General features: G+C 56.0%; 19 protein-coding genes and 2 tRNA genes. 9 read left to right on the top strand and 12 right to left on the bottom strand.

Going from position 1 to position 17,904, the window contains the following annotated elements; translation table 11 throughout:
- Positions 1 to 58: 58 nt before the first annotated feature.
- Positions 59 to 268 carry a fumarate hydratase FumD gene (gene fumD, locus V4835_RS13735; protein ID WP_008500615.1) on the top strand — a complete coding sequence of 70 codons (210 nt, stop codon included), beginning with the start codon at positions 59 to 61 and terminating at the stop codon, positions 266 to 268.
- On the opposite strand, the gene V4835_RS13730 is transcribed toward fumD, so the two are convergent.
- The 4 genes from V4835_RS13730 to V4835_RS13715 are packed head-to-tail and all read right to left on the bottom strand — an operon-like array spanning position 249 to position 3,342.
- A complete protein-coding gene (locus V4835_RS13730) occupies positions 249 to 935 on the bottom strand; it encodes an amino acid ABC transporter permease (protein ID WP_063142946.1) in 687 nt (228 codons plus the stop codon). The two genes, fumD and V4835_RS13730, sit on opposite strands and share 20 nt — an antisense overlap.
- Positions 919 to 1,695 carry an amino acid ABC transporter permease gene (locus tag V4835_RS13725; protein ID WP_063142947.1) on the bottom strand — a complete coding sequence of 259 codons (777 nt, stop codon included), beginning with the start codon at positions 1,693 to 1,695 and terminating at the stop codon, positions 919 to 921. Before V4835_RS13725 ends, V4835_RS13730 begins: the two co-directional genes overlap by 17 nt.
- Entirely contained in the window at positions 1,695 to 2,510 is an 816-nt protein-coding gene (locus V4835_RS13720; RefSeq protein ID WP_331412498.1) for an amino acid ABC transporter ATP-binding protein, read from the bottom strand. Before V4835_RS13720 ends, V4835_RS13725 begins: the two co-directional genes overlap by 1 nt.
- Position 2,511: 1 nt before the next feature.
- Positions 2,512 to 3,342 carry an ABC transporter substrate-binding protein gene (locus tag V4835_RS13715; RefSeq protein WP_331414129.1) on the bottom strand — a complete coding sequence of 277 codons (831 nt, stop codon included), beginning with the start codon at positions 3,340 to 3,342 and terminating at the stop codon, positions 2,512 to 2,514.
- 245 nt (positions 3,343 to 3,587) lie between these two features.
- On the opposite strand from V4835_RS13715, the gene V4835_RS13710 reads away from it, so the two are divergent.
- Together V4835_RS13710 and V4835_RS13705 are read left to right on the top strand one after the other, a co-directional pair.
- Positions 3,588 to 3,755 (top strand): hypothetical protein, encoded by a 168-nt coding sequence (locus tag V4835_RS13710; protein ID WP_331412497.1) that lies wholly within the window; start codon positions 3,588 to 3,590, stop codon positions 3,753 to 3,755.
- Between the two features lie 144 nt (positions 3,756 to 3,899).
- Positions 3,900 to 5,306: a DUF1996 domain-containing protein gene (locus V4835_RS13705; protein ID WP_331412496.1), complete on the top strand. Its 1,407-nt coding sequence runs from the start codon at positions 3,900 to 3,902 to the stop codon at positions 5,304 to 5,306.
- A 46-nt stretch (positions 5,307 to 5,352) separates the two neighbouring features.
- Here V4835_RS13705 and V4835_RS13700 read toward each other — a convergent pair whose 3' ends face one another.
- Positions 5,353 to 5,493 (bottom strand): hypothetical protein, encoded by a 141-nt coding sequence (locus tag V4835_RS13700; RefSeq protein ID WP_003857665.1) that lies wholly within the window; start codon positions 5,491 to 5,493, stop codon positions 5,353 to 5,355.
- 125 nt (positions 5,494 to 5,618) lie between these two features.
- Here V4835_RS13700 and V4835_RS13695 point away from each other — a divergent pair, with 125 nt between their 5' ends.
- Together V4835_RS13695 and V4835_RS13690 are read left to right on the top strand one after the other, a co-directional pair.
- The gene (locus tag V4835_RS13695; RefSeq protein WP_331412495.1) at positions 5,619 to 6,401 is read left to right on the top strand and encodes an MBL fold metallo-hydrolase; all 783 of its coding nucleotides are present in this window, start codon (positions 5,619 to 5,621) and stop codon (positions 6,399 to 6,401) included.
- Between the two features lie 72 nt (positions 6,402 to 6,473).
- Positions 6,474 to 7,109 carry a carbonic anhydrase gene (locus V4835_RS13690; RefSeq protein WP_023335425.1) on the top strand — a complete coding sequence of 212 codons (636 nt, stop codon included), beginning with the start codon at positions 6,474 to 6,476 and terminating at the stop codon, positions 7,107 to 7,109.
- Between the two features lie 28 nt (positions 7,110 to 7,137).
- Here V4835_RS13690 and V4835_RS13685 read toward each other — a convergent pair whose 3' ends face one another.
- From V4835_RS13685 to mdtK, 4 genes are all read right to left on the bottom strand, one after another.
- Entirely contained in the window at positions 7,138 to 8,733 is a 1,596-nt protein-coding gene (locus V4835_RS13685; protein WP_331412494.1) for an FAD-NAD(P)-binding protein, read from the bottom strand.
- A gap of 118 nt (positions 8,734 to 8,851) precedes the next feature.
- A tRNA-Val gene (locus tag V4835_RS13680) sits at positions 8,852 to 8,928 on the bottom strand.
- Positions 8,929 to 8,932: 4 nt separating this feature from the next.
- A tRNA-Val gene (locus V4835_RS13675) sits at positions 8,933 to 9,009 on the bottom strand.
- 153 nt (positions 9,010 to 9,162) lie between these two features.
- Complete coding sequence (mdtK, locus tag V4835_RS13670; protein ID WP_331412493.1) at positions 9,163 to 10,536, bottom strand: MdtK family multidrug efflux MATE transporter; 1,374 nt, start codon at positions 10,534 to 10,536, stop codon at positions 9,163 to 9,165.
- 225 nt (positions 10,537 to 10,761) lie between these two features.
- Here mdtK and V4835_RS13665 point away from each other — a divergent pair, with 225 nt between their 5' ends.
- A complete protein-coding gene (locus V4835_RS13665; RefSeq protein ID WP_331412492.1) occupies positions 10,762 to 11,406 on the top strand; it encodes a riboflavin synthase subunit alpha in 645 nt (214 codons plus the stop codon).
- Positions 11,407 to 11,436: 30 nt separating this feature from the next.
- Here V4835_RS13665 and cfa read toward each other — a convergent pair whose 3' ends face one another.
- Together cfa and punC are read right to left on the bottom strand one after the other, a co-directional pair.
- Positions 11,437 to 12,585, bottom strand: a complete 1,149-nt coding sequence (gene cfa, locus V4835_RS13660) for a cyclopropane fatty acyl phospholipid synthase (RefSeq protein ID WP_331412491.1) — start codon at positions 12,583 to 12,585, stop codon at positions 11,437 to 11,439.
- Positions 12,586 to 12,882: 297 nt separating this feature from the next.
- Positions 12,883 to 14,082: a purine nucleoside transporter PunC gene (gene punC / locus V4835_RS13655; protein ID WP_331412490.1), complete on the bottom strand. Its 1,200-nt coding sequence runs from the start codon at positions 14,080 to 14,082 to the stop codon at positions 12,883 to 12,885.
- Positions 14,083 to 14,196: 114 nt separating this feature from the next.
- Here punC and punR point away from each other — a divergent pair, with 114 nt between their 5' ends.
- Entirely contained in the window at positions 14,197 to 15,108 is a 912-nt protein-coding gene (gene punR / locus V4835_RS13650; protein WP_023311350.1) for a DNA-binding transcriptional activator PunR, read from the top strand.
- 17 nt (positions 15,109 to 15,125) lie between these two features.
- Here punR and purR read toward each other — a convergent pair whose 3' ends face one another.
- On the bottom strand, positions 15,126 to 16,151 hold the full coding sequence (gene purR, locus V4835_RS13645; protein ID WP_023335431.1) for an HTH-type transcriptional repressor PurR: 1,026 nt from the start codon (positions 16,149 to 16,151) through the stop codon (positions 15,126 to 15,128).
- Positions 16,152 to 16,448: 297 nt separating this feature from the next.
- Here purR and cydH point away from each other — a divergent pair, with 297 nt between their 5' ends.
- Positions 16,449 to 16,538, top strand: coding sequence for a cytochrome bd-I oxidase subunit CydH (gene cydH / locus V4835_RS13640; protein ID WP_008500596.1), 90 nt, complete (start codon positions 16,449 to 16,451; stop codon positions 16,536 to 16,538).
- 163 nt (positions 16,539 to 16,701) lie between these two features.
- Positions 16,702 to 17,868: an MFS transporter gene (locus V4835_RS13635; RefSeq protein WP_121423486.1), complete on the top strand. Its 1,167-nt coding sequence runs from the start codon at positions 16,702 to 16,704 to the stop codon at positions 17,866 to 17,868.
- Positions 17,869 to 17,904: the final 36 nt, after the last annotated feature.

Raw genomic sequence — 17,904 nt, 5'->3', positions numbered from 1 at the left:
TGTATCCGGCAGGAGAATCATTTAAGCTCAACGTTTAAAAGGCAATGGAGTGATGACGATGGGTAACGTGACCAAAGATGAAGCGCTGTATCAGGAGATGTGCCGGGTGGTCGGGAAGGTGGTGCTCGAGATGCGTGATTTAGGGCAGGAGCCAAAGCATATTGTCATTGCCGGAGTCCTGCGTACCGCGCTGGCGAACCAGCGCGTTAAGCGCAGTGAATTGACAACCGAAGCGATGGAAACGGTGGTTAAAGCGCTGGCCGGGTAAAGCGCCAGCGTTTTGCAAGCTGCTCGAGCGAGCAGCAGAGCAGGTAGTAGACCACGCCTGTAAAGATAAAAATGGCCGCCGGGTAGATTTGCACCCGGTTGTTGACCTGTCCCGCCACCGTGGTCAGTTCCGGTACGTTCACGATAAACGCCAGCGACGTATCCTTCAGCAGGCTGATAAAAATCCCCACCAGCGACGGCAGAATATTCCTTAGCGCCTGCGGCAGCAGCACGCGCAGGAGGGTTTGCTGCGTGCTGAAGCCCTGAGACAGTGCGGCCTCGTACTGCCCGGACGGTAGCGCGTTAAGCCCGGCCAGCACCGAGTGCATTACGGTTGCCGCGGTAAACCAGGCCAGGGCCAGCGTGACGGTAAGCGCCCCCGGCAGATCGCCCCCGGTCATAAGCGGCAGGAGATACCACATCCAGAAAATCACGAAGATGAGCGGGATACCGCGAATCAGCTCTGCCCATAAAAAGAGGGCCTTTCGCACAAGCCCGGTAAAGCGCCAGGCCAGACACGCGAGCACTATCCCGCCGGGTAAAGCGATAACGGCAGCCCCAACCGCCATCATCAACGAGAGCAATACGCCCCCCGGTTCACCCGTTGCCGCGCGTCCCCACAGCAGATAATCGAGGTTGTCGGTGATGACATTAAGTCCGGCAATCATGTTTTTCACTCCCTGAGGTGGCGACGTTTGGGCGTTTACGTTTCGCTTCCGGTCCAATGCGAACCAGCACCATCCCCATGATCAGGCCGGTCAGAAGATAGAGTGCGGTACCGAGGGTAAATGCCTCCAGCGCGTGCGCGTTATAGCTCTCGATCTGCCTGACCTGGTAGGTCAGCTCGGCAAAGCCAATTCCGCTCGCGAGCGAGGAGAGCTTCATCAGATTCAGGTACTGGCCCACTACCGGCTGCCAGGCGTTGGCCAGGCCCTGCGGCAGAAGGATGTAACGAAACAGACGCCACGCGGAGAATCCCTGAGCGAGCGCCGCCTCCCGCTGTCCGGCAGGCACGGAACGTAAGCCCGATTCCACCTCTTCGATTAAAAACGCCGAGGTAAAGACGCCCAACCCCCAGGCAGAACATAAAAATTCGGGCGTAAACCACCAGACGTCGCCGGGCAGAATTGACCAGCTGTGATCCGCGTTCACCGCGTCGCGGAACGCCTGCGGTAATCCGTTCCAGGCGGCAAAATACCAGAACAGCAGTTGCACCAGCAGCGGCGTATTGCGAAACAGCGACACCCAGCCGCTGACGACCGCGTTCCCGAGGCGTCCGCCGGAAAGGCGCAGAAGCATAAAGAGCAGTGCGAGCAGGCTGGCCAGCAGCATCCCGGCAAGCGTTACCCACAGGGTGGTGAGGAATCCGGAGAGTATCCACTGCAGAGGCTGTCCGGTCAGTACCCCCTGCCAGTCGAGCGCGGGCATTACAGATGCTCCTGATGCAGCGGGTTGAGCACCTTTTGCAGGAACCGCTGCGCGCGCGGATGCGACGGCCGGCTGAAAAACTGTGCCGGCGGCGCGGTTTCCAGAATTTGCCAGCCGTCGATAAAGACAATCCGGTCGGCAATTTCCCGGGCAAACTGCATCTCGTGGGTCACTACGATCATCGTGATCCCGCTGTGGGCGAGGGCTTTCATCACGTACAGCACTTCACCAATCATCTCCGGATCCAGCGCGGAGGTGGGTTCATCGAACAGAATGATTTGCGGTGAAGAGGCGAGGGCGCGGGCAATCGCGACGCGCTGCTGCTGTCCACCGGAAAGCTCTGCCGGGAAATGGTGGGCTTTTTCCAGCATCCCGACCTTCTCCAGCAGGGCCAGCGCGCGCTCCTGGGCAGGCTGCGGCTTCCAGCCGTGAACGTGCTCCAGGGCCAGGGTGATGTTCTGGCTGGCGGTGAGGTGGGCGTAAAGATTGAACTGCTGGAACACAAAGCCCACGCGGCTGCGCAGCTGGCGCAGCCCGCTACCGGAGAGCTTTGCGGTAGGCTTGTTGTCGACCAGAATCTCCCCGCCGCTCAGGGTTTCAAGCTGGTTGATGAGACGAATCAGGGTGGATTTACCGGAACCCGAGGGGCCGAGGATGGCGACGACTTCACCGGGCGTGATGGTCAGATTTATGTCGTTTAAAACCTGATGGTCACCGTAGCGTTTGTCCACATGACGAAACTCGACGCTGGCCTGTTCCAGATGTGAAAAATCCGCGGCACCGGCCGCGGAGTGTGAAAATAAACCTGAGAGCATATTACTTGGCTTCTATTTTAAAGCCGCGAGGCTGTGGAGCTGGGGTGCCTGGACCAAACCAGACGTCGTAGATTTTTGCCGCCTGGCCGTTCTTCTCGAGATTGACCAGCTCGTCATTGACGGCTTTCAGCAGCGCCGTTTCACCTTTTTTCACCCCTACGCCAATCTCTTCTTTGCTCAGCAGATCGGGCAGGATTTTGAAGTTCGCTTTATCCGGCGCCTGCGCCAGCAGACCGGCCAGAATGGTGCTGTCCTGGGTAATGGCCTGCACGTTTCCATTGCGCAGTGCCGTCAGCGCCAGGGGAATATCGTCATAAGAGAGCACGCGTGACTGCGGGAAACGCTGGTGCAGCGCCTGCTCGCCCGTCGTTCCTTTGACCGCGCCAATGCGCGCCCGGCTATAGTCATCAAGCTTGTCCGGTGATTTTGCCGGAACCAGGAACTGCTGGCCGGTAACAAAGTAAGGCGTCGAGAAATCAATCACCTGCGCGCGTTCCGGGGTGATAGTGATATCCGCCACGATCAGGTCTGCTTTCCCGGACTGCAGCAGCGGAATACGGTTAGCCGGATTGGTGGCAACCAGTTCAAGCTTCACGCCGAGCGATTTTGCCAGCGCTTTGGCGAAGTCCACGTCGTAGCCCACGATCTCGTGCGTTTTTGCATCAATAGAGCCAAACGGCGGGTTGGCGTCAAACGTGGCCACTTTCACCACCCCTGCGGCCTTAATATCCGCCAGCTGATCGGCCTGCGCCTGCGCTGAAAGCAGGCTCCCCGCCGCCAGTAATCCCAGAACCAGTGTCCGTTTGTTAAACCCTTTCATTTTTGCTGCCATAGTCATTCGCCATCCCGTTGTTTTTGTTTTTCCCCGCTACGCTCCCATAAGCGAAAGCTATCGCCAAATAAGAAATCGTTCTTTGCTATGAGCAAAAAAGCATTAGTGAACAAGGTGTTAATGAAGAGTGAAAAGAACGGGGTGCTATTTGCAAATCCTGCACATCGACAGTGGATTTTGGTATTTCCCCCACGCGGCATTTGAGTGTTTAACTGAGTTCAGACACGGCGAGAGAGGGTAAGACGATGAAAAAGTGGATCAGCACGTTACGGCGGTTTTTTGCGACCCGACCAGTGAATGCGGAGAACAGCGCGCAACGTGTTCTTGAGTCAATACTGCCTGTCGCCAGCCTGTATGGCGTGGACGTTGCCAACATTGACCCGGAGAGGTTCCATGATAAAACGTCACGCTGAACTGCGCCGCACGCGCGAAATGTACTGGAACGAGCTGTGCGTGAGTTCTGTAAAGCGAGGATGAGCGGAAAAGTACGCAGGGAAATCCTCGGTTAAACATAGCCGTTTTGTTACCACTATCTCCTTTCTCAAATGGAGATGATAATGAAACGGACCGTATTCACACCCGCCCTGTTAGCCACCGCGTCACTGATTGCCATGCAGGCGGCGCATGCCGGGCCACAGGCGCATGTCGTTTGCAGCTACACCCACACCCTCGGCGATGATGCCATCATGATGTTTGGTATGCCCAACCAGGCCATGTGGCACGATTTCTTTGGCAATACCCATACCGATGCCTTTTCGAGCCGGGAAACCTTGCGCCAGCACGAAGAGACGACCTGTGATAACAAAGCAGACAGCTCGGCCTACTGGGCGCCTTCTATGAGATTGCCTGACGGGACGGTGGTCAAACCGGCCTATCAAAAAACCTATTATCAGGCCGCAAAGGTTGATATTTACCCTTTACAGCCGTTCCCGGCGGGGCTGTCTCTGCTCGCAGGGGATCACCACGGCAGCGCGCCAAATCCCCATATCAGCTTTCTGTGCGCGAACGGTAAAGGGTACAGCAGCAAAATTGGGGAGGTTTGCGGGCTACGTAAGGCCAATGATGCCGTCCAGTTTAATATTGGCATTCAGTTTCCGAACTGCTGGGACGGCGTGAATCTGAAGCCAGGTCACGGTCATGCCAACGCGGCATATGACGTTAACGGCCAGTGCCCGAGCGCGTTCCCGGTAAAAATCCCGACGGTGAACATGAATGTGGCTTACGTGCTGCACGGCATCACCAGCCTGGACACCAGTAAGGCGCAGCTGTCGCTTGATCCGGTCATGCATGGCGATGAACGTGAAGAGCGCTGGGGCAGCCTCTATACGGCGCATGCCGATTTCATGAACGGCTGGACGGAAGATGCCGCCCGCTTTATGACCGAACGCTGTATGAACCGGGGTATGGACTGTGGTTCAACGGTGCCATACGGCTATTCGCTGGCGAAAGCCAACGTCTGGCTCAGCAGTCTTGAACCGAACATTACCCAACCTTCACCGCAGGTTTTACTGGTTGAGGATAACTGGCAGAACGGCGGACGCACGAAAAACAATGAGACGCTGAGCCTGGTAAAATTCCATATTCCTCCGCTGCCCGTCGGGCAGGATCCTTCCATGTTTAAATACCGCGTACGTATTTTCGGGGGGAAGGTAGAAAAAAATGGTGCCGATCAGATCTTCTTCTATCCGGCCAGCAATGACTGGGATCCTGCTACCGTGAAATGGACCTCGCGTCCGGCCTGTAACTATCGCTCAGACGCCGTGCTCTATCTGAACCATTCTCGTGAATACCGGATGGTGGACGTGGATAAAGCCGTGCGCAAGGCGCTGGCTGAAGGGAAAACCGACATTTCGTGGTATATCGGCGGTGACCGCCAGGGGAATCACTACCAGTTCGAACCGGCTTCTTCATCAGAAAGCCTGGTTCTGATGCTGACGGGGTTTAAAAAGACGCCCGAGCTGTAATGCTCCCCGCAGAGAAAAAAAGCACCGGTTTCCCGGTGCTTTTTTATTAGATCTTGCAGGCATCGCCGCAGTCGTCGTCGGCGACAATCGCCTGCGCTTTTTTGTCCGCATCGTCCAGACGTTCCGCATTACGCTCTTCGGCTTCATCCAGACCGTTAAAGACTAAGTTATCGAGATCAATTTCCATGTGGCACCTGCTCTGTTCAGTATGTGATTCTGGCACAGTATAGGGCAAAAAAAGCCAGCAATGTACCTCGCAGCACATAACGATAATCCCTGCCATACTCAGTGCTTTATCGCTGAGGAGAGCACATGATTACACTCTGTAAAACCTGTGGAACCGCCTACGATATGCAGCCGGACCGATGTCCGATTTGTGAGGATGAGCGCCAGTATGTACCCGCCACGGGTCAGGCGTGGACCGATTTCGACACCGTCACCGCCACGCATACCAACAAATGGCAGCAGCTGGAGCCGCGGCTGTTTGGGATCAAAACGGTGCCTGCGTTTGCGATCAACCAGCGGGCGCTGCTCCTGCAAACGCCTCACGGCAATCTTCTCTGGGACTGCATCGCCAACCTCGACCCAACAACCAAAACGCTCATCACCGCCCTCGGCGGCCTCAGCGCGATTGCGATTTCACATCCGCACTATTACACCACGATGCAGGAGTGGGCGGCGGCGTTTGATGCGCCGGTGTACCTGCACGCCAGCGACAGAGAGTGGGTTATGCGCGACAGCCCGGCCATTCGTTTCTGGGAGGGGGATGCGCTGGACGTTTTTCCGTCGGTCACCTTGCTGCGTCTGGGCGGGCATTTTGCCGGTGGAACGGTGCTGCACTGGCAGGAGGGGGACGGGGTATTGCTGGCGGGCGATATTCTGCAGGTCACGCCGGGTAAAGACGCCGTCTCGTTTATGTGGAGCTACCCGAATTATCTCCCGCTGCCGGCCCGTGCCGTGGCGTCGGTTGTCAGTCATCTGGAAGGCAGAACGTTTGCACGTCTTTACGGCGCGTTTGAAGGGCAGAACATCCTGGCCTTTGCGCACGAGATTGTGCAGCGGTCAGGCCAGAAATATATTGCTTGTCTGAAGTAAACCACGATGGGTAAACTTTACGAGTGTGATCGCGATCATACCTAAACTAAAACAGATAAAAGAGACATTGCTATGCAACATATCATTGAAGGTTTTCTCAGCTTTCAAAAAGAGATTTTCCCGCAACGTAAAGAACTCTTCCGCAGTTTAGCGTCCAGCCAGAATCCCAAAGCGCTGTTCATCTCATGCTCCGACAGCCGTCTGGTCCCGGAACTGGTCACCCAGCAAGAGCCGGGACAACTCTTTGTCATTCGTAATGCTGGCAACATCGTGCCGCCGTTCGGACCTGAGCCTGGCGGCGTGTCCGCCACCATCGAATACGCCGTGGTGGCGCTGGGCGTCACGGATATCGTGATTTGTGGTCACTCCAACTGTGGCGCGATGAAGGCAATTGCCGATAACGCGAACCTGGAGCCGATGCCTGCTGTATCACACTGGCTGCGCTATTCCGACGCGGCGAAAGCCGTGGTTGAGAAGAAAACCTGGGATAAGCCGATCGATAAAGTCAATGCGATGGTGCAGGAGAACGTGTTTGCGCAGCTGAGCAACATTAAGACCCACCCGTCCGTCGCGGTGGGCCTGCGTAATAACTCCATCCGACTGCACGGCTGGGTGTACGACATTGAAAGCGGCAAAATTCTTGCCCTGGATAAAGAGACGAAAACCTTCGTTTCGCTGTCTGAAAACCCGGAAGTCTTCTTCGAGTAATCAGCAACAGCAGGGCATGGAAGCCCTGTCAGCTCTCAATATACGGTAATCTCCGCCGTGAACGCGACGCGGTTTTTTCCGCTGCCTTCGCCATCGCTTCCGCAATCTCTGCACACTCCGCCAGCCCCTGAACGAAGGGACGGTCGTGCATCAGCCACGGTATCGCGCCGAAGGCGATGCGCCCGCGAACGGTGTCAGGCGCTTTTAAGGTGTAATCCTCGCCGATGTCGGGTATCTCTTCACCCGTGGCTTCCAGCTGTTTGCGCAGCGTCGGGAAGGGCAGATCTTTCGTTTTGAGCGGCTTTTGCCCGCGCGCATCAATAAAAACGTCGAATTGGTAAACGGTCTCTTTTGTGGTTATCACCGTTCGATCGCTGCCAACATCCAGCGTGTAATCGTCACCGAGCGTAGCCACGCTAATGATGCCGGCTTCGCGAAGCGCGAGCAGCCTGCGGATCGACTGCGGAGGAATGGCCGCATAGTTGTCGATAAATACCCGGGCCAGCCCCTGCTTAAAGCGCTCTTTGTCCTCTTCATTGAGGTGGGGGACAATCTCCTGAACCACCTCATGCAGCCGAAGGACGGCATAGCGCCAGGCCACGGTACGGCGCTCGCGTTTATTTTTCTCAACTTCTTTCAGGTTATCTTCCGCCCAGGTAAAGGGGCCGTGCCGTTTACGATCCTCAAACCAGGCCTCACGGATGCTGTCCGCATTCTGCTTATGCAGCGATATTTTCTCGCACCATATCGGGTCAGCGAGCTGAAGCTCTTTGACCATCAGGGTAAAGATGCGGTCGAGCAGGCCATCCGATCCTTTGGCAATCTCGCTTTCAGCCGCACGTTCGGTCAATACCGATAACGGTTCGTAAGGGATAGGGCAGTAAAAATCGGCTTCCGGCAGAATGCCCGTCCGGGACATCAGGACAATGTTTAATGCCTCGCTGCCCTTATCCAGCACGAATGTATCGTCGCGAAACGCACCGTGCTGCATCACCACCGCCATGGCCGCGTCGAGACCGCTTAACGATGTCCCCAAAATACCGACGCGGCAGGGAGGAATACTGGCGTCCATCAGACCGGACCACGGGCTTGGGAAGAACGTGCGCGTGGCTTCATCCTCTTCTGGCCAGACGTGGCCGGTGGCGATAACCGCAAGGTCGAAGCGTTCAGGAAAGGCGCTGTCGTTGACGGAAAGCGTGACGCCTTCTTTCGCGGGCACGATATCGGTGACCTGGGCGGATTCATGGACATCAACCTGAAATCCCCGTTTTTTTGCCTCTTTTACTATTGACCGAAAGCTGTCGCGGAAATACTCACCCAGCAGGAGCCGGGGCAGGAACTGTCGGTCATGCAGGCGGGCTTTATCAACCTTAAAGTGCGCAAGATGGGCGTCACTTTGTTCCTTGAGCCAGTCGAGGTAGGTCATAAAAATGGGCGGGATTTCAATGCTCGCAATGTTCGCCAGCATCAGCCGGGAATTATCGTCGTCGTTATAGGGCATACCCACGCCAGCGTCTTCGGACTGTTCAAAGATGGAAACTGAGAGCGGCGTGCTGTTTTTAAGGAGATGATAAAAAGTATAAATCCCTGTGGGGCCGGAGCCGATAATCGCGATTTTCTTCATCGACGGTCTTCCTGTTTTTTTTCCATAAGAAAAGCGTAGCAGGGGAATAATGATGAAAATAAGGGATTAGGAAAATTCAGGATATCAGAAGAGGATTTGCACCATTTCAGGACTGAAATGGTGCGTCCGAGTGGACTCGAACCACCGACCCCCACCATGTCAAGGTGGTGCTCTAACCAACTGAGCTACGGACGCAGAATGGTGCGTTCAATTGGACTCGAACCAACGACCCCCACCATGTCAAGGTGGTGCTCTAACCAACTGAGCTATGAACGCAACGTGTTGTCGGTGACAACGGGGACGAATATTAGCGGCACAGCACCAAGGTGGCAAGAGGGAAAATGCATTTTTCTCTCTGATTTCACGCGATTGCTTCATTACCGCGCAAAGTGAAGAGAAAGTAGCCGCCAGGTGGCGGCTACTGCGTCGTTAACGTGCAGCGCGTTGCAAAATGACCGTTGACGGCTGGCGTTGCAGGAAGCGCATACGCATCATCATCATAATTGCCGCCGACGTCAGGCCGATGATAAAGCCCATCCAGAACCCTGCCGGACCCATGCGATCCACCACCAGATCGGTAAGCGCCAGGATGTAGCCAGCCGGCAGTCCCAGCACCCAGTAGGCGATGAAGGTGATAAAGAAGATGGAGCGCGTGTCTTTATATCCGCGCAGCACGCCGCTGCCAATCACCTGGATGGAGTCAGAAATCTGGTAAATCGCGGCCAGCAGCATCAGGTGCGATGCCAGCGTGACCACTTCCGGACTGTCGTTATAGAGCAGGGCAATCTGCTCGCGTAATGCAACGGTAAAAAGTGCCGTACAGGCAGCCATGCAAACACCCACGCCTAACCCGGTCCGGGCGGCCGTTTGCGCATCCAGGGTTGAGCCCTGGCCCAGGCGGAAGCCCACGCGAATCGTCACCGCCGCGGCCAGCGACATCGGCAGGACGAACATCAGGGAGCTGAAGTTCAGCGCAATCTGGTGCCCGGCCACGTTCACAATACCCAGCGGGGAGACCAGCAGGGCGACCACGGCAAACAGGGTTACCTCAAAGAACAGCGCCAGGGCAATCGGCAACCCTAACTGCACCAGACGCGTCATGATGTTCCAGTCCGGCGTGCTAAATCTTTTCTCGTTGCGAATATCGCGCATGGAACGGGCGCGTTTTACAAAGACGATCATCGAGAAGAACATCACCCAGTAAACGGCCGCCGTCGCCACGCCGCAGCCGACGCCGCCCAGCTCTGGCATCCCGAAGTGACCGTAAATAAAGATATAGTTCACCGGAATATTGACCAGCAAACCGATAAAGCCCATCACCATCCCGGGCTTGGTTTTCGCCAGGCCCTCACACTGGTTACGCGCGACCTGGAAAAAGAGGTAGCCAGGCGCACCCCACAGCAGGGCGCGCAGATAGCCCACGGCTTTATCAGCCAGTGCCGAGTCAATGTTATGCATAGCGCGAATGATATGGCCCGCGTTCCAGAGCACGACCATGATCAGCACGGAGACAAACCCTGCCAGCCAGAAACCCTGACGAACCTGATGGGCAATGCGCTCGCGGCGACCCGAGCCATTGAGCTGAGCGATAACAGGCGTGAGCGCGAGCAGCAGACCGTGGCCGAACAGGATGGCCGGAAGCCAGATTGACGTGCCGATAGCCACGGCCGCCATATCGGTGGCGCTGTAGCCACCCGCCATTACCGTATCCACAAATCCCATTGCGGTCTGGGCCACTTGCGCGACGATCACTGGTATAGCCAGTGCCAATAACTGGCGCGCTTCATTCATGTACTTCTGCACGTGAACACCTTTATTTTGTAGTTATTTGAGAGACTAAAAAAGCCGCCGAAACGGGCAGCAAGAAGAAAATGCAGGGGGGTGCCAGCTATTGTAGCGGGCTTTAGCTATTTATCTAGTGAAAAAATCGCCAGAAAATGCGCTCCGCTGGCAACCTGTTTTTCCAACTGTTATTGTGGTGGGATTAAACGGTGTCACCACCGTCCGGAAAAAACAGGAGTTGTAAGCATGTTTACTGGTATTGTGCAGGGCACCGCCAAAGTGGTGTCCATTGATGAAAAACCTAATTTCCGTACTCATGTTGTTGAGCTGCCGGAATATATGCTTGAGGGCATTGAAACCGGCGCGTCGATTGCCCATAACGGCTGCTGCCTGACCGTTACCGAAATTAACGGCAATCAGATTAGCTTTGATTTAATGAAAGAGACGCTGCGCATCACCAACCTGGGCGAGCTGGCGGTGGGAGATACCGTCAACGTTGAGCGGGCGGCGAAGTTCAGCGATGAGATTGGCGGCCACCTGATGTCCGGGCACATCATGACCACCGCTGAAGTGGCGAAAATCGTGACCTCGGAAAATAACCGTCAAATCTGGTTTAAAATGCAGGATCCTTCATTAATGAAATACATCCTCTATAAAGGATTTATTGGCATCGATGGGATTAGCCTGACGGTGGGTGAAGTAACGCCAACGCGTTTTTGCGTGCATTTAATTCCTGAAACGCTGCAGCGCACCACGCTGGGTGCGAAAAAACTGGGGCATCGCGTGAATATCGAAATCGATCCGCAAACCCAGGCGGTGGTGGATACGGTTGAGCGCGTGCTGGCCGCAAAAGAAGCGGCAATAATGAAGACCGCCGCAGAAGAAGAATAAAAAATAACCCCGGGCTTCCGGGGTTATTTTTTAGCGTGCGACACGGAGTCCGTGTTCAATCCCACGGCTGAATACCACCTGCCAGAGCTGAATATCCCGTGCGCGAAACGCCCCCGCGCAGGCATTCAGATAATAGCTAAACATCCGTTTAAATCGTTCAGAATAGTTGTCCGCAATCTCAGGCCAGGTCTCCTGAAAACGCGCATGCCATGCCATCAACGTGGTGTCGTAATCCGCGCCAAAGTTATGCCAGTCTTCCATCACGAAATGGGGTTCACTGGCGTTGGCAATCTGGCGAACGGACGGTAAACAGCCATTCGGAAAGATGTATTTGTTGATCCACGGGTCAACGTTATTGTCGGTCCGCTTAGAGCCGATGGTGTGCAGCAGGAAGATGCCGTCTGGTTTCAGATTACGATCCACCACCTCAAAATAGGTATCGTAGTTTTTCGGCCCGACGTGCTCGAACATGCCGACGGAAACGATCCGGTCGAACTGCTCGTTCAGGTCACGGTAATCCTGCAGCCGGATATCCACATCGAGACCCTGGCAGCGCTCCCGCGCCATTTTTTGCTGTTCCGCTGAAATCGTGACGCCGACAACGCTGACGCCATAGTGCTTCGCCATAAAATACGCCAGCCCGCCCCAGCCGCAGCCGATATCCAGCACGCGCATACCGGGCTGCAGCTGCAGCTTCTCGCTAATCAGACGCAGCTTGGCCTGCTGGGCCTCTTCAAGCGTCGACGCCTCTTTCCAGTAGGCGCAGGAGTACTGCATGAAAGGGTCCAGCATACGGCTGAACAGGTCATTGCCAAGATCGTAGTGTTCTTTGCCAACGATCCACGCGCGTTTTTTACTTTGCAGATTGAACAGTCGGGCAGAGGCGACACGCAGGGTGTCTTTCAGATTGCGAGGGAGTTGATTTTCCAGACCGGCACGCAAAACGCTGGAGAAAAAGATATCCAGACGTTCGCACTCCCACCAGCCGTCCATATAGCTTTCTCCCAGGCCTAACGATCCCTCTCGCAACACGCGTTTAAAAAAGTCGGGATGTTTAACCTGAGGATCGGATGGCGATGATCCATTGATAGTGATGCCTGCTCGACCTAACAGTTCACTGACGATCCGGGACCAGTTATCGTCCGGAACGCTGACTTCTTCTATACACGATGAACTCATAGCTTCTCCATCACCCTACTGTGATCAGAACCTTAAAACAGCGTAGACGCTTTTTTGGTTTGTGAGAAATCTCACGGTAAATACCGCGAGGCTAGTATCCGACGTAGAACAGAGGAAGGGAGATAACCCTTGCCGAAATGCCTTCCATGGTAAAACGGGAGCGCTCCGGCTCCCGTTAACACTTAATATTTATCGTATTTAATCGAACCAAATTTAGTATAGGCCTCAAAATTTGGTGATTCAATAGAAAATTCTTAGCAACCTAATCACTGAAAATTAACATGATTTCCGGCGCGATTATGCATGTGACGTTTCAACCTGAGTGCGGTTGTCCTGCTCACGCTGCGCGGCTGCCTGCATGCGATAGCCCATCACCGCCAGCGCAACGGTCACCAGCATCACGCTGGTGGTGGTCAGGAGCGGCGTAGCAATCAGCGCCGAGACCACCAGGCTTGCCAGGAAGCACAGCCCCAGCTGCAGGGTGTTCTGCAGCGCGGCGGCGCGGCCTGTCGCCTGCGGGAACGGACGCAGCGCCTGCGCCACAACAATCGGGTAAATCGCCCCGTTCGCAACGGCCATCACGCAGAATGGGATCAAAATTTCAGCCAGACCGGCACCCGGAATAAAGCCAACGGCCCAGGTCCCGATGACGCTCAGCGCATACAGCACCAGCAGCCAGGGCAGCATCTGCTGACCTTCCCACTTTTGCAGCGCCGCGCGACAGCCGTACCCGCCCACCAGGAACGCGATAGTCTGCGGAACATAGCTCAGACCGATGGCCGCCGGGCTGTAGCCCATATCGTGCAGAATGAACGGCGAACCGGTGAGCCACGCGAAGAAGCTTGCCGAGCAGGCGGCATAGATCAGGACATTACCGCGATACGCTTTGGTGCTGAGCAGGGAAGTGAAGGTAATCGGCTTCGCGTCAGCGTGCGCTTCTTTTTTATGCGCGGGCTTGAGGGCGAACGCCGGCAGCATCAGTACCAGGGTAATGGCAAACAGCGTGGCGAAGATGGCCTGCCAGTCGAAATGCGCGAGGATCCAGCTGCCCAGAAGGGGGGCGAGGGCAGGCGAGAGACCCACCAGCGGCATAATGGTGGCGAAAATACGGTTAGTGCGGTTAGCCGGGTAATAGTCGGTGACCAGCGCCTGCCAGGTCACGGCCGCGGCACAAACGCCCACGGCCTGAATAAAACGCAGCACCAGCAGCCAGGTAGCATCGCGTACCCATAACATCCCCAGGCAGCCCATGGCAAAAATGGCCAGGCCCAGCAACAGTACCGGTTTACGACCAAAGCGATCCGAGAGCGGTCCCCAGAGAAGCTGCGCGAAAGCAAAACCGGCGAGGAATAAACTCAGGCTGGCGCTGATGGCGGCAGCAGGGGTTTGCAAATCTTCCTGCATGGCGGCAAACGCCGGCAGGTACATATCGGTGGCCAAAAAGCCCAGCACGCTTAAGCCGCCGAGCCAGACTAAAAAACCGTTCCTGGGTTGCATTATTTTATTCTCCTGAGGAGGCAGGTATACATTGGCGCTGAGTGTAGGGAGTGCAAAGCCGCTTGTGAAACGCTAATATTTGGCGGGTGCATTCAAATTTTTTGCAGGCAGAAAATGTGGTCAGATTATTCTCTTGAAGTGGTCGATGCTGTTGCGCGTAACGGCAGCTTTAGCGGTGCGGCGCAGGAGTTGCACCGCGTCCCTTCGGCAATCAGCTACACGGTGCGTCAGCTGGAGGAGTGGCTGGCGGTTCCGCTGTTTGAACGGCGGCATCGTGATGTGGAATTAACGCCCGCAGGGGCGTGGTTTTTGAAGGAAGGGCGTTCTGTTATCAAAAAAATGCAGATCACCCGCGAACAGTGTCAGCAGATCGCTAACGGCTGGCGGGGTCATCTTTCTATCGCGGTGGATAACATCGTGAAGCCGGAACGGACCCGGCAGATGATCGTCGACTTCTATCGTCATTTTTCTGATGTCGAACTGCGGGTCTCGCAGGAGGTGTTTAACGGCGTCTGGGATGCGCTGGCGGACGGCAGGGCAGAGATGGCGATCGGGGCCACGCAGGCGATCCCGGTCGGGGGTCGTTACGCCTTTCGCGACATGGGGATGCTGAGCTGGAAGTGCGTGGTGGCAAGCGATCATCCGCTGGCGGCGATGGAAGGGCCGCTGAGCGATGATACGCTGCGCAACTGGCCGTCGCTGGTGCTGGAGGATACGTCCCGTTCATTGCCCAAGCGTATCACCTGGCTTCTGGACAACCAGCGGCGGGTGGTGGCACCTGACTGGGAATCGTCGGCGACGTGCCTCAGTGCCGGACTGTGCGTCGCGATGGTGCCCGTTCATTTCGCGCGTCCGCGCATTGATACCGGAGAGTGGGTGGAGCTGACGCTGGAGAATCCGTTCCCGGATGCGGCCTGCTGCCTCACCTGGCAGCAAAATGATGTCTCGCCTGCGATGGCCTGGCTGCTGGATTATCTGGGAGACAGCGAAACGCTAAACCGGGAATGGTTACGGGAGCCAGCATAGCTGGCCCCGTAAAGCGATTAACGGCGGTAGTCGCGGAACGGACCATCCGCAACGGAACGGCGTTCGATAAGACGTGGGTGAACTTCAATCGACTGCGACTCTTCACGTTTGTTGACGATCCTGTCCATCAGCATATTGAAGGCCGTTTCGCCCAGCGAATCTTTCGGCTGGTGAATGGTGGTCAGCGCTGGCGTGAAGAAACGCGCGTTACGCACGTTGTCATACCCGATCACGGAAATATCCTGCGGGACGCGCAGACCCAGCTCATCGGCAGCGCACAGCGCGCCCATTGCCATGATGTCACCCCCGCAGAAAACGGCGGTCGGACGGTGCGGCTGGGAGACAATCTGCTGCATTGCGCGGTAGCCCGACTCCGGCTCAAAGTCGCCCTGCACAATCCAGTTTTCCGGCACGTTGATCAGCGCTTCTTCCATCGCTTTCATAAAACCGGCCAGACGGCCCGCGCCGGTGTTGCGCTCCAGCGGACCGGGGATCACGCCAATCTCGCGGTGGCCGCGTTCGATCAGATAACGACCGGCCATATAGCCGCCTTCAAAGGCGTTATCGATAACGGAATCGGTGAAATCCGCGCGCGCTTCGCCCCAGTCCATCACCACCATAGGAATGTGGCGATACTCTTCGAGCATCGACAGTACGGATTCCGGGTACTCGGAACACATCACCAGCAGGCCATCGACGCGCTTTTGCGCCATCATCGACAGGTAGGCACGCTGTTTTTCAATGCTGTTCCACGCGTTACCCAGAATCAGGGTATAGCCTTTCTGGAAGCAGTTTTTTTCAACCGCTTCAATGATCTCGGCAAAATAGGCCGCTTCACTGCTGGTCGCCAGCAATCCAATAGACTTGGTGTGGTTAACCTTGAGGCTACGCGCAACCGCGCTTGGCGAATAGTGCAGCTCTTTGATCGCTGCCCAGACGGCGTTGCGCGTCTCTTCCGCCACGAAGCGGGTTTTGTTAATTACATGTGATACGGTTGTAGTGGAAACGTTTGCGCGTTTTGCTACGTCTTTAATTGTTGCCATTAAATGTCACTCCAGACCATATCCTAAACTCCTGAAAAACTTGAAGGTAAACGTTTGCCTTCTCTCACCCTTATCTCGCAATGTTGAATTGCGGCACGCCGGGAAAACGACACGGGACGTCAGGAGGGGGTCAATGGCCGGTACGCTAATAAATTTAGCGTGGAATTTTGTCCTATCTTGATGAAAAGGGGAAGAGGTAAAGTGGTTATCAGTATAAATCCAGGAAGATTTTTGACGTAATCTGTGCAAAAATGAGCAAGCTCACTTTTCGTGTGGGGATTAAAAGGAGAAAAATTGATGAGTTCCGATCTTAAGTTTTCGCTGTTCACCACCGTTGTTGTGCTGGCTCTGATTGTCGCGGCCGGTCTGACGGCTGCGCTGCACTGATTTACGCGGAGGGAGAGTCTTCTCCCTCCCGACTCCCCGGATTGTTACTTCTCAGGCAAAAATCTTTTGCCATTTTGTTAACTTCTCATTTTTTGTGATTGATGTCATGCTTTCCGCTTCTTTGTTCTGTGTCACCACATGACACGGCATCCGGAGTTGACGCATGAAAATCAATTTTCCCCTGCTGGCCCTGGCGATTGGCGCTTTTGGGATTGGCACCACTGAATTCTCCCCGATGGGGTTACTGCCTGTTATTGCCCGGGGCGTAGACGTCTCGATCCCTGCCGCAGGGATGTTAATCAGCGCCTATGCTATCGGCGTGATGGTAGGGGCGCCGCTGATGACGCTTCTGCTTTCGCACCGCGCGCGCCGCAATGCGCTGATTTTCCTGATGGCGATTTTCACCCTGGGCAACGTGCTCTCGGCCATTGCGCCGGACTACACCACATTGATGCTGTCCCGCATTCTGACCAGCCTTAACCACGGCGCGTTCTTTGGGCTGGGGTCGGTCGTGGCTGCCAGCGTGGTGCCAAAACATAAGCAGGCGAGCGCCGTGGCAACCATGTTTATGGGGCTAACGATTGCCAACATCGGCGGGGTGCCTGCGGCAACCTGGCTGGGGGAAGCGATCGGCTGGCGTATGTCTTTCCTGGCAACTGCCGGGCTGGGCGTGGTTGCGATGGTGGCGCTGTTCTTCTCCTTGCCGAAAGGCAGCGCGGGGGAACGTCCTGACGTGCGCAGAGAGCTGTCGGTGCTGATGCGCCCGCAGGTGCTCTCCGCGCTGCTCACCACCGTGCTGGGGGCAGGGGCGATGTTTACCCTCTACACCTATATTTCGCCGGTATTGCATGACATCACCCACGCAACGCCTCTCTTTGTGACCGCGATGCTGGTGCTGATTGGCGTGGGCTTCTCGATCGGTAACTATCTCGGCGGGAAATTTGCCGACCGTTCCGTGAGCGGGACGCTGAAGGGCTTCTTAACCCTGCTGATTGTCATCATGATTGCCATTCCGTGGCTGGCGCGTAATGAGTTTGGGGCCGCGATCGCGATGGTTGTCTGGGGTGCTGCCACCTTTGCCGTGGTGCCGCCGCTGCAGATGCGCGTGATGCGTGTCGCGCATGAAGCGCCGGGACTCTCATCTTCCGTGAATATCGGTGCGTTTAACCTGGGTAATGCCCTGGGCGCGGCGGCCGGTGGGGCCGTGATTTCGGGGGGGCTGGGGTACAGCTTTGTGCCGGTGATGGGGGCGATTATTGCCGCGCTCGGCCTGCTGCTGGTGATGATGTCGGGTCGTAAACAGCCTGAAGCAGCCTGCGCTGCGGAATAAACCAAAAACGCAGAAGGGCGAACCCTTCTGCGTGTC

The sequence above is a fragment of the Enterobacter cloacae complex sp. CARB60 genome (assembly GCF_036487345.1).
Lineage (GTDB): Bacteria > Pseudomonadota > Gammaproteobacteria > Enterobacterales > Enterobacteriaceae > Enterobacter > Enterobacter asburiae_D.
The sequence above is the reverse complement of the archived record's forward strand: the minus strand, read 5'-3'. Positions and strand labels throughout refer to the sequence as shown.

Excerpts from the sequence above, each read along its gene's own strand:
- fumD (WP_008500615.1), top strand. The coding sequence starts at position 59 with ATGGGTAACGTGACCAAAGATGAAGCGCTGTATCAGGAGATGTGCCGG.
- V4835_RS13730 (WP_063142946.1), bottom strand. The coding sequence starts at position 935 with ATGATTGCCGGACTTAATGTCATCACCGACAACCTCGATTATCTGCTG.
- V4835_RS13725 (WP_063142947.1), bottom strand. The coding sequence starts at position 1,695 with ATGCCCGCGCTCGACTGGCAGGGGGTACTGACCGGACAGCCTCTGCAG.
- V4835_RS13720 (WP_331412498.1), bottom strand. The coding sequence starts at position 2,510 with ATGCTCTCAGGTTTATTTTCACACTCCGCGGCCGGTGCCGCGGATTTT.
- V4835_RS13715 (WP_331414129.1), bottom strand. The coding sequence starts at position 3,342 with ATGGCAGCAAAAATGAAAGGGTTTAACAAACGGACACTGGTTCTGGGA.
- V4835_RS13710 (WP_331412497.1), top strand. The coding sequence starts at position 3,588 with ATGAAAAAGTGGATCAGCACGTTACGGCGGTTTTTTGCGACCCGACCA.
- V4835_RS13705 (WP_331412496.1), top strand. The coding sequence starts at position 3,900 with ATGAAACGGACCGTATTCACACCCGCCCTGTTAGCCACCGCGTCACTG.
- V4835_RS13700 (WP_003857665.1), bottom strand. The coding sequence starts at position 5,493 with ATGGAAATTGATCTCGATAACTTAGTCTTTAACGGTCTGGATGAAGCC.
- V4835_RS13695 (WP_331412495.1), top strand. The coding sequence starts at position 5,619 with ATGATTACACTCTGTAAAACCTGTGGAACCGCCTACGATATGCAGCCG.
- V4835_RS13690 (WP_023335425.1), top strand. The coding sequence starts at position 6,474 with ATGCAACATATCATTGAAGGTTTTCTCAGCTTTCAAAAAGAGATTTTC.
- V4835_RS13685 (WP_331412494.1), bottom strand. The coding sequence starts at position 8,733 with ATGAAGAAAATCGCGATTATCGGCTCCGGCCCCACAGGGATTTATACT.
- V4835_RS13665 (WP_331412492.1), top strand. The coding sequence starts at position 10,762 with ATGTTTACTGGTATTGTGCAGGGCACCGCCAAAGTGGTGTCCATTGAT.
- cfa (WP_331412491.1), bottom strand. The coding sequence starts at position 12,585 with ATGAGTTCATCGTGTATAGAAGAAGTCAGCGTTCCGGACGATAACTGG.
- punC (WP_331412490.1), bottom strand. The coding sequence starts at position 14,082 with ATGCAACCCAGGAACGGTTTTTTAGTCTGGCTCGGCGGCTTAAGCGTG.
- punR (WP_023311350.1), top strand. The coding sequence starts at position 14,197 with ATGTGGTCAGATTATTCTCTTGAAGTGGTCGATGCTGTTGCGCGTAAC.
- purR (WP_023335431.1), bottom strand. The coding sequence starts at position 16,151 with ATGGCAACAATTAAAGACGTAGCAAAACGCGCAAACGTTTCCACTACA.
- cydH (WP_008500596.1), top strand. The coding sequence starts at position 16,449 with ATGAGTTCCGATCTTAAGTTTTCGCTGTTCACCACCGTTGTTGTGCTG.
- V4835_RS13635 (WP_121423486.1), top strand. The coding sequence starts at position 16,702 with ATGAAAATCAATTTTCCCCTGCTGGCCCTGGCGATTGGCGCTTTTGGG.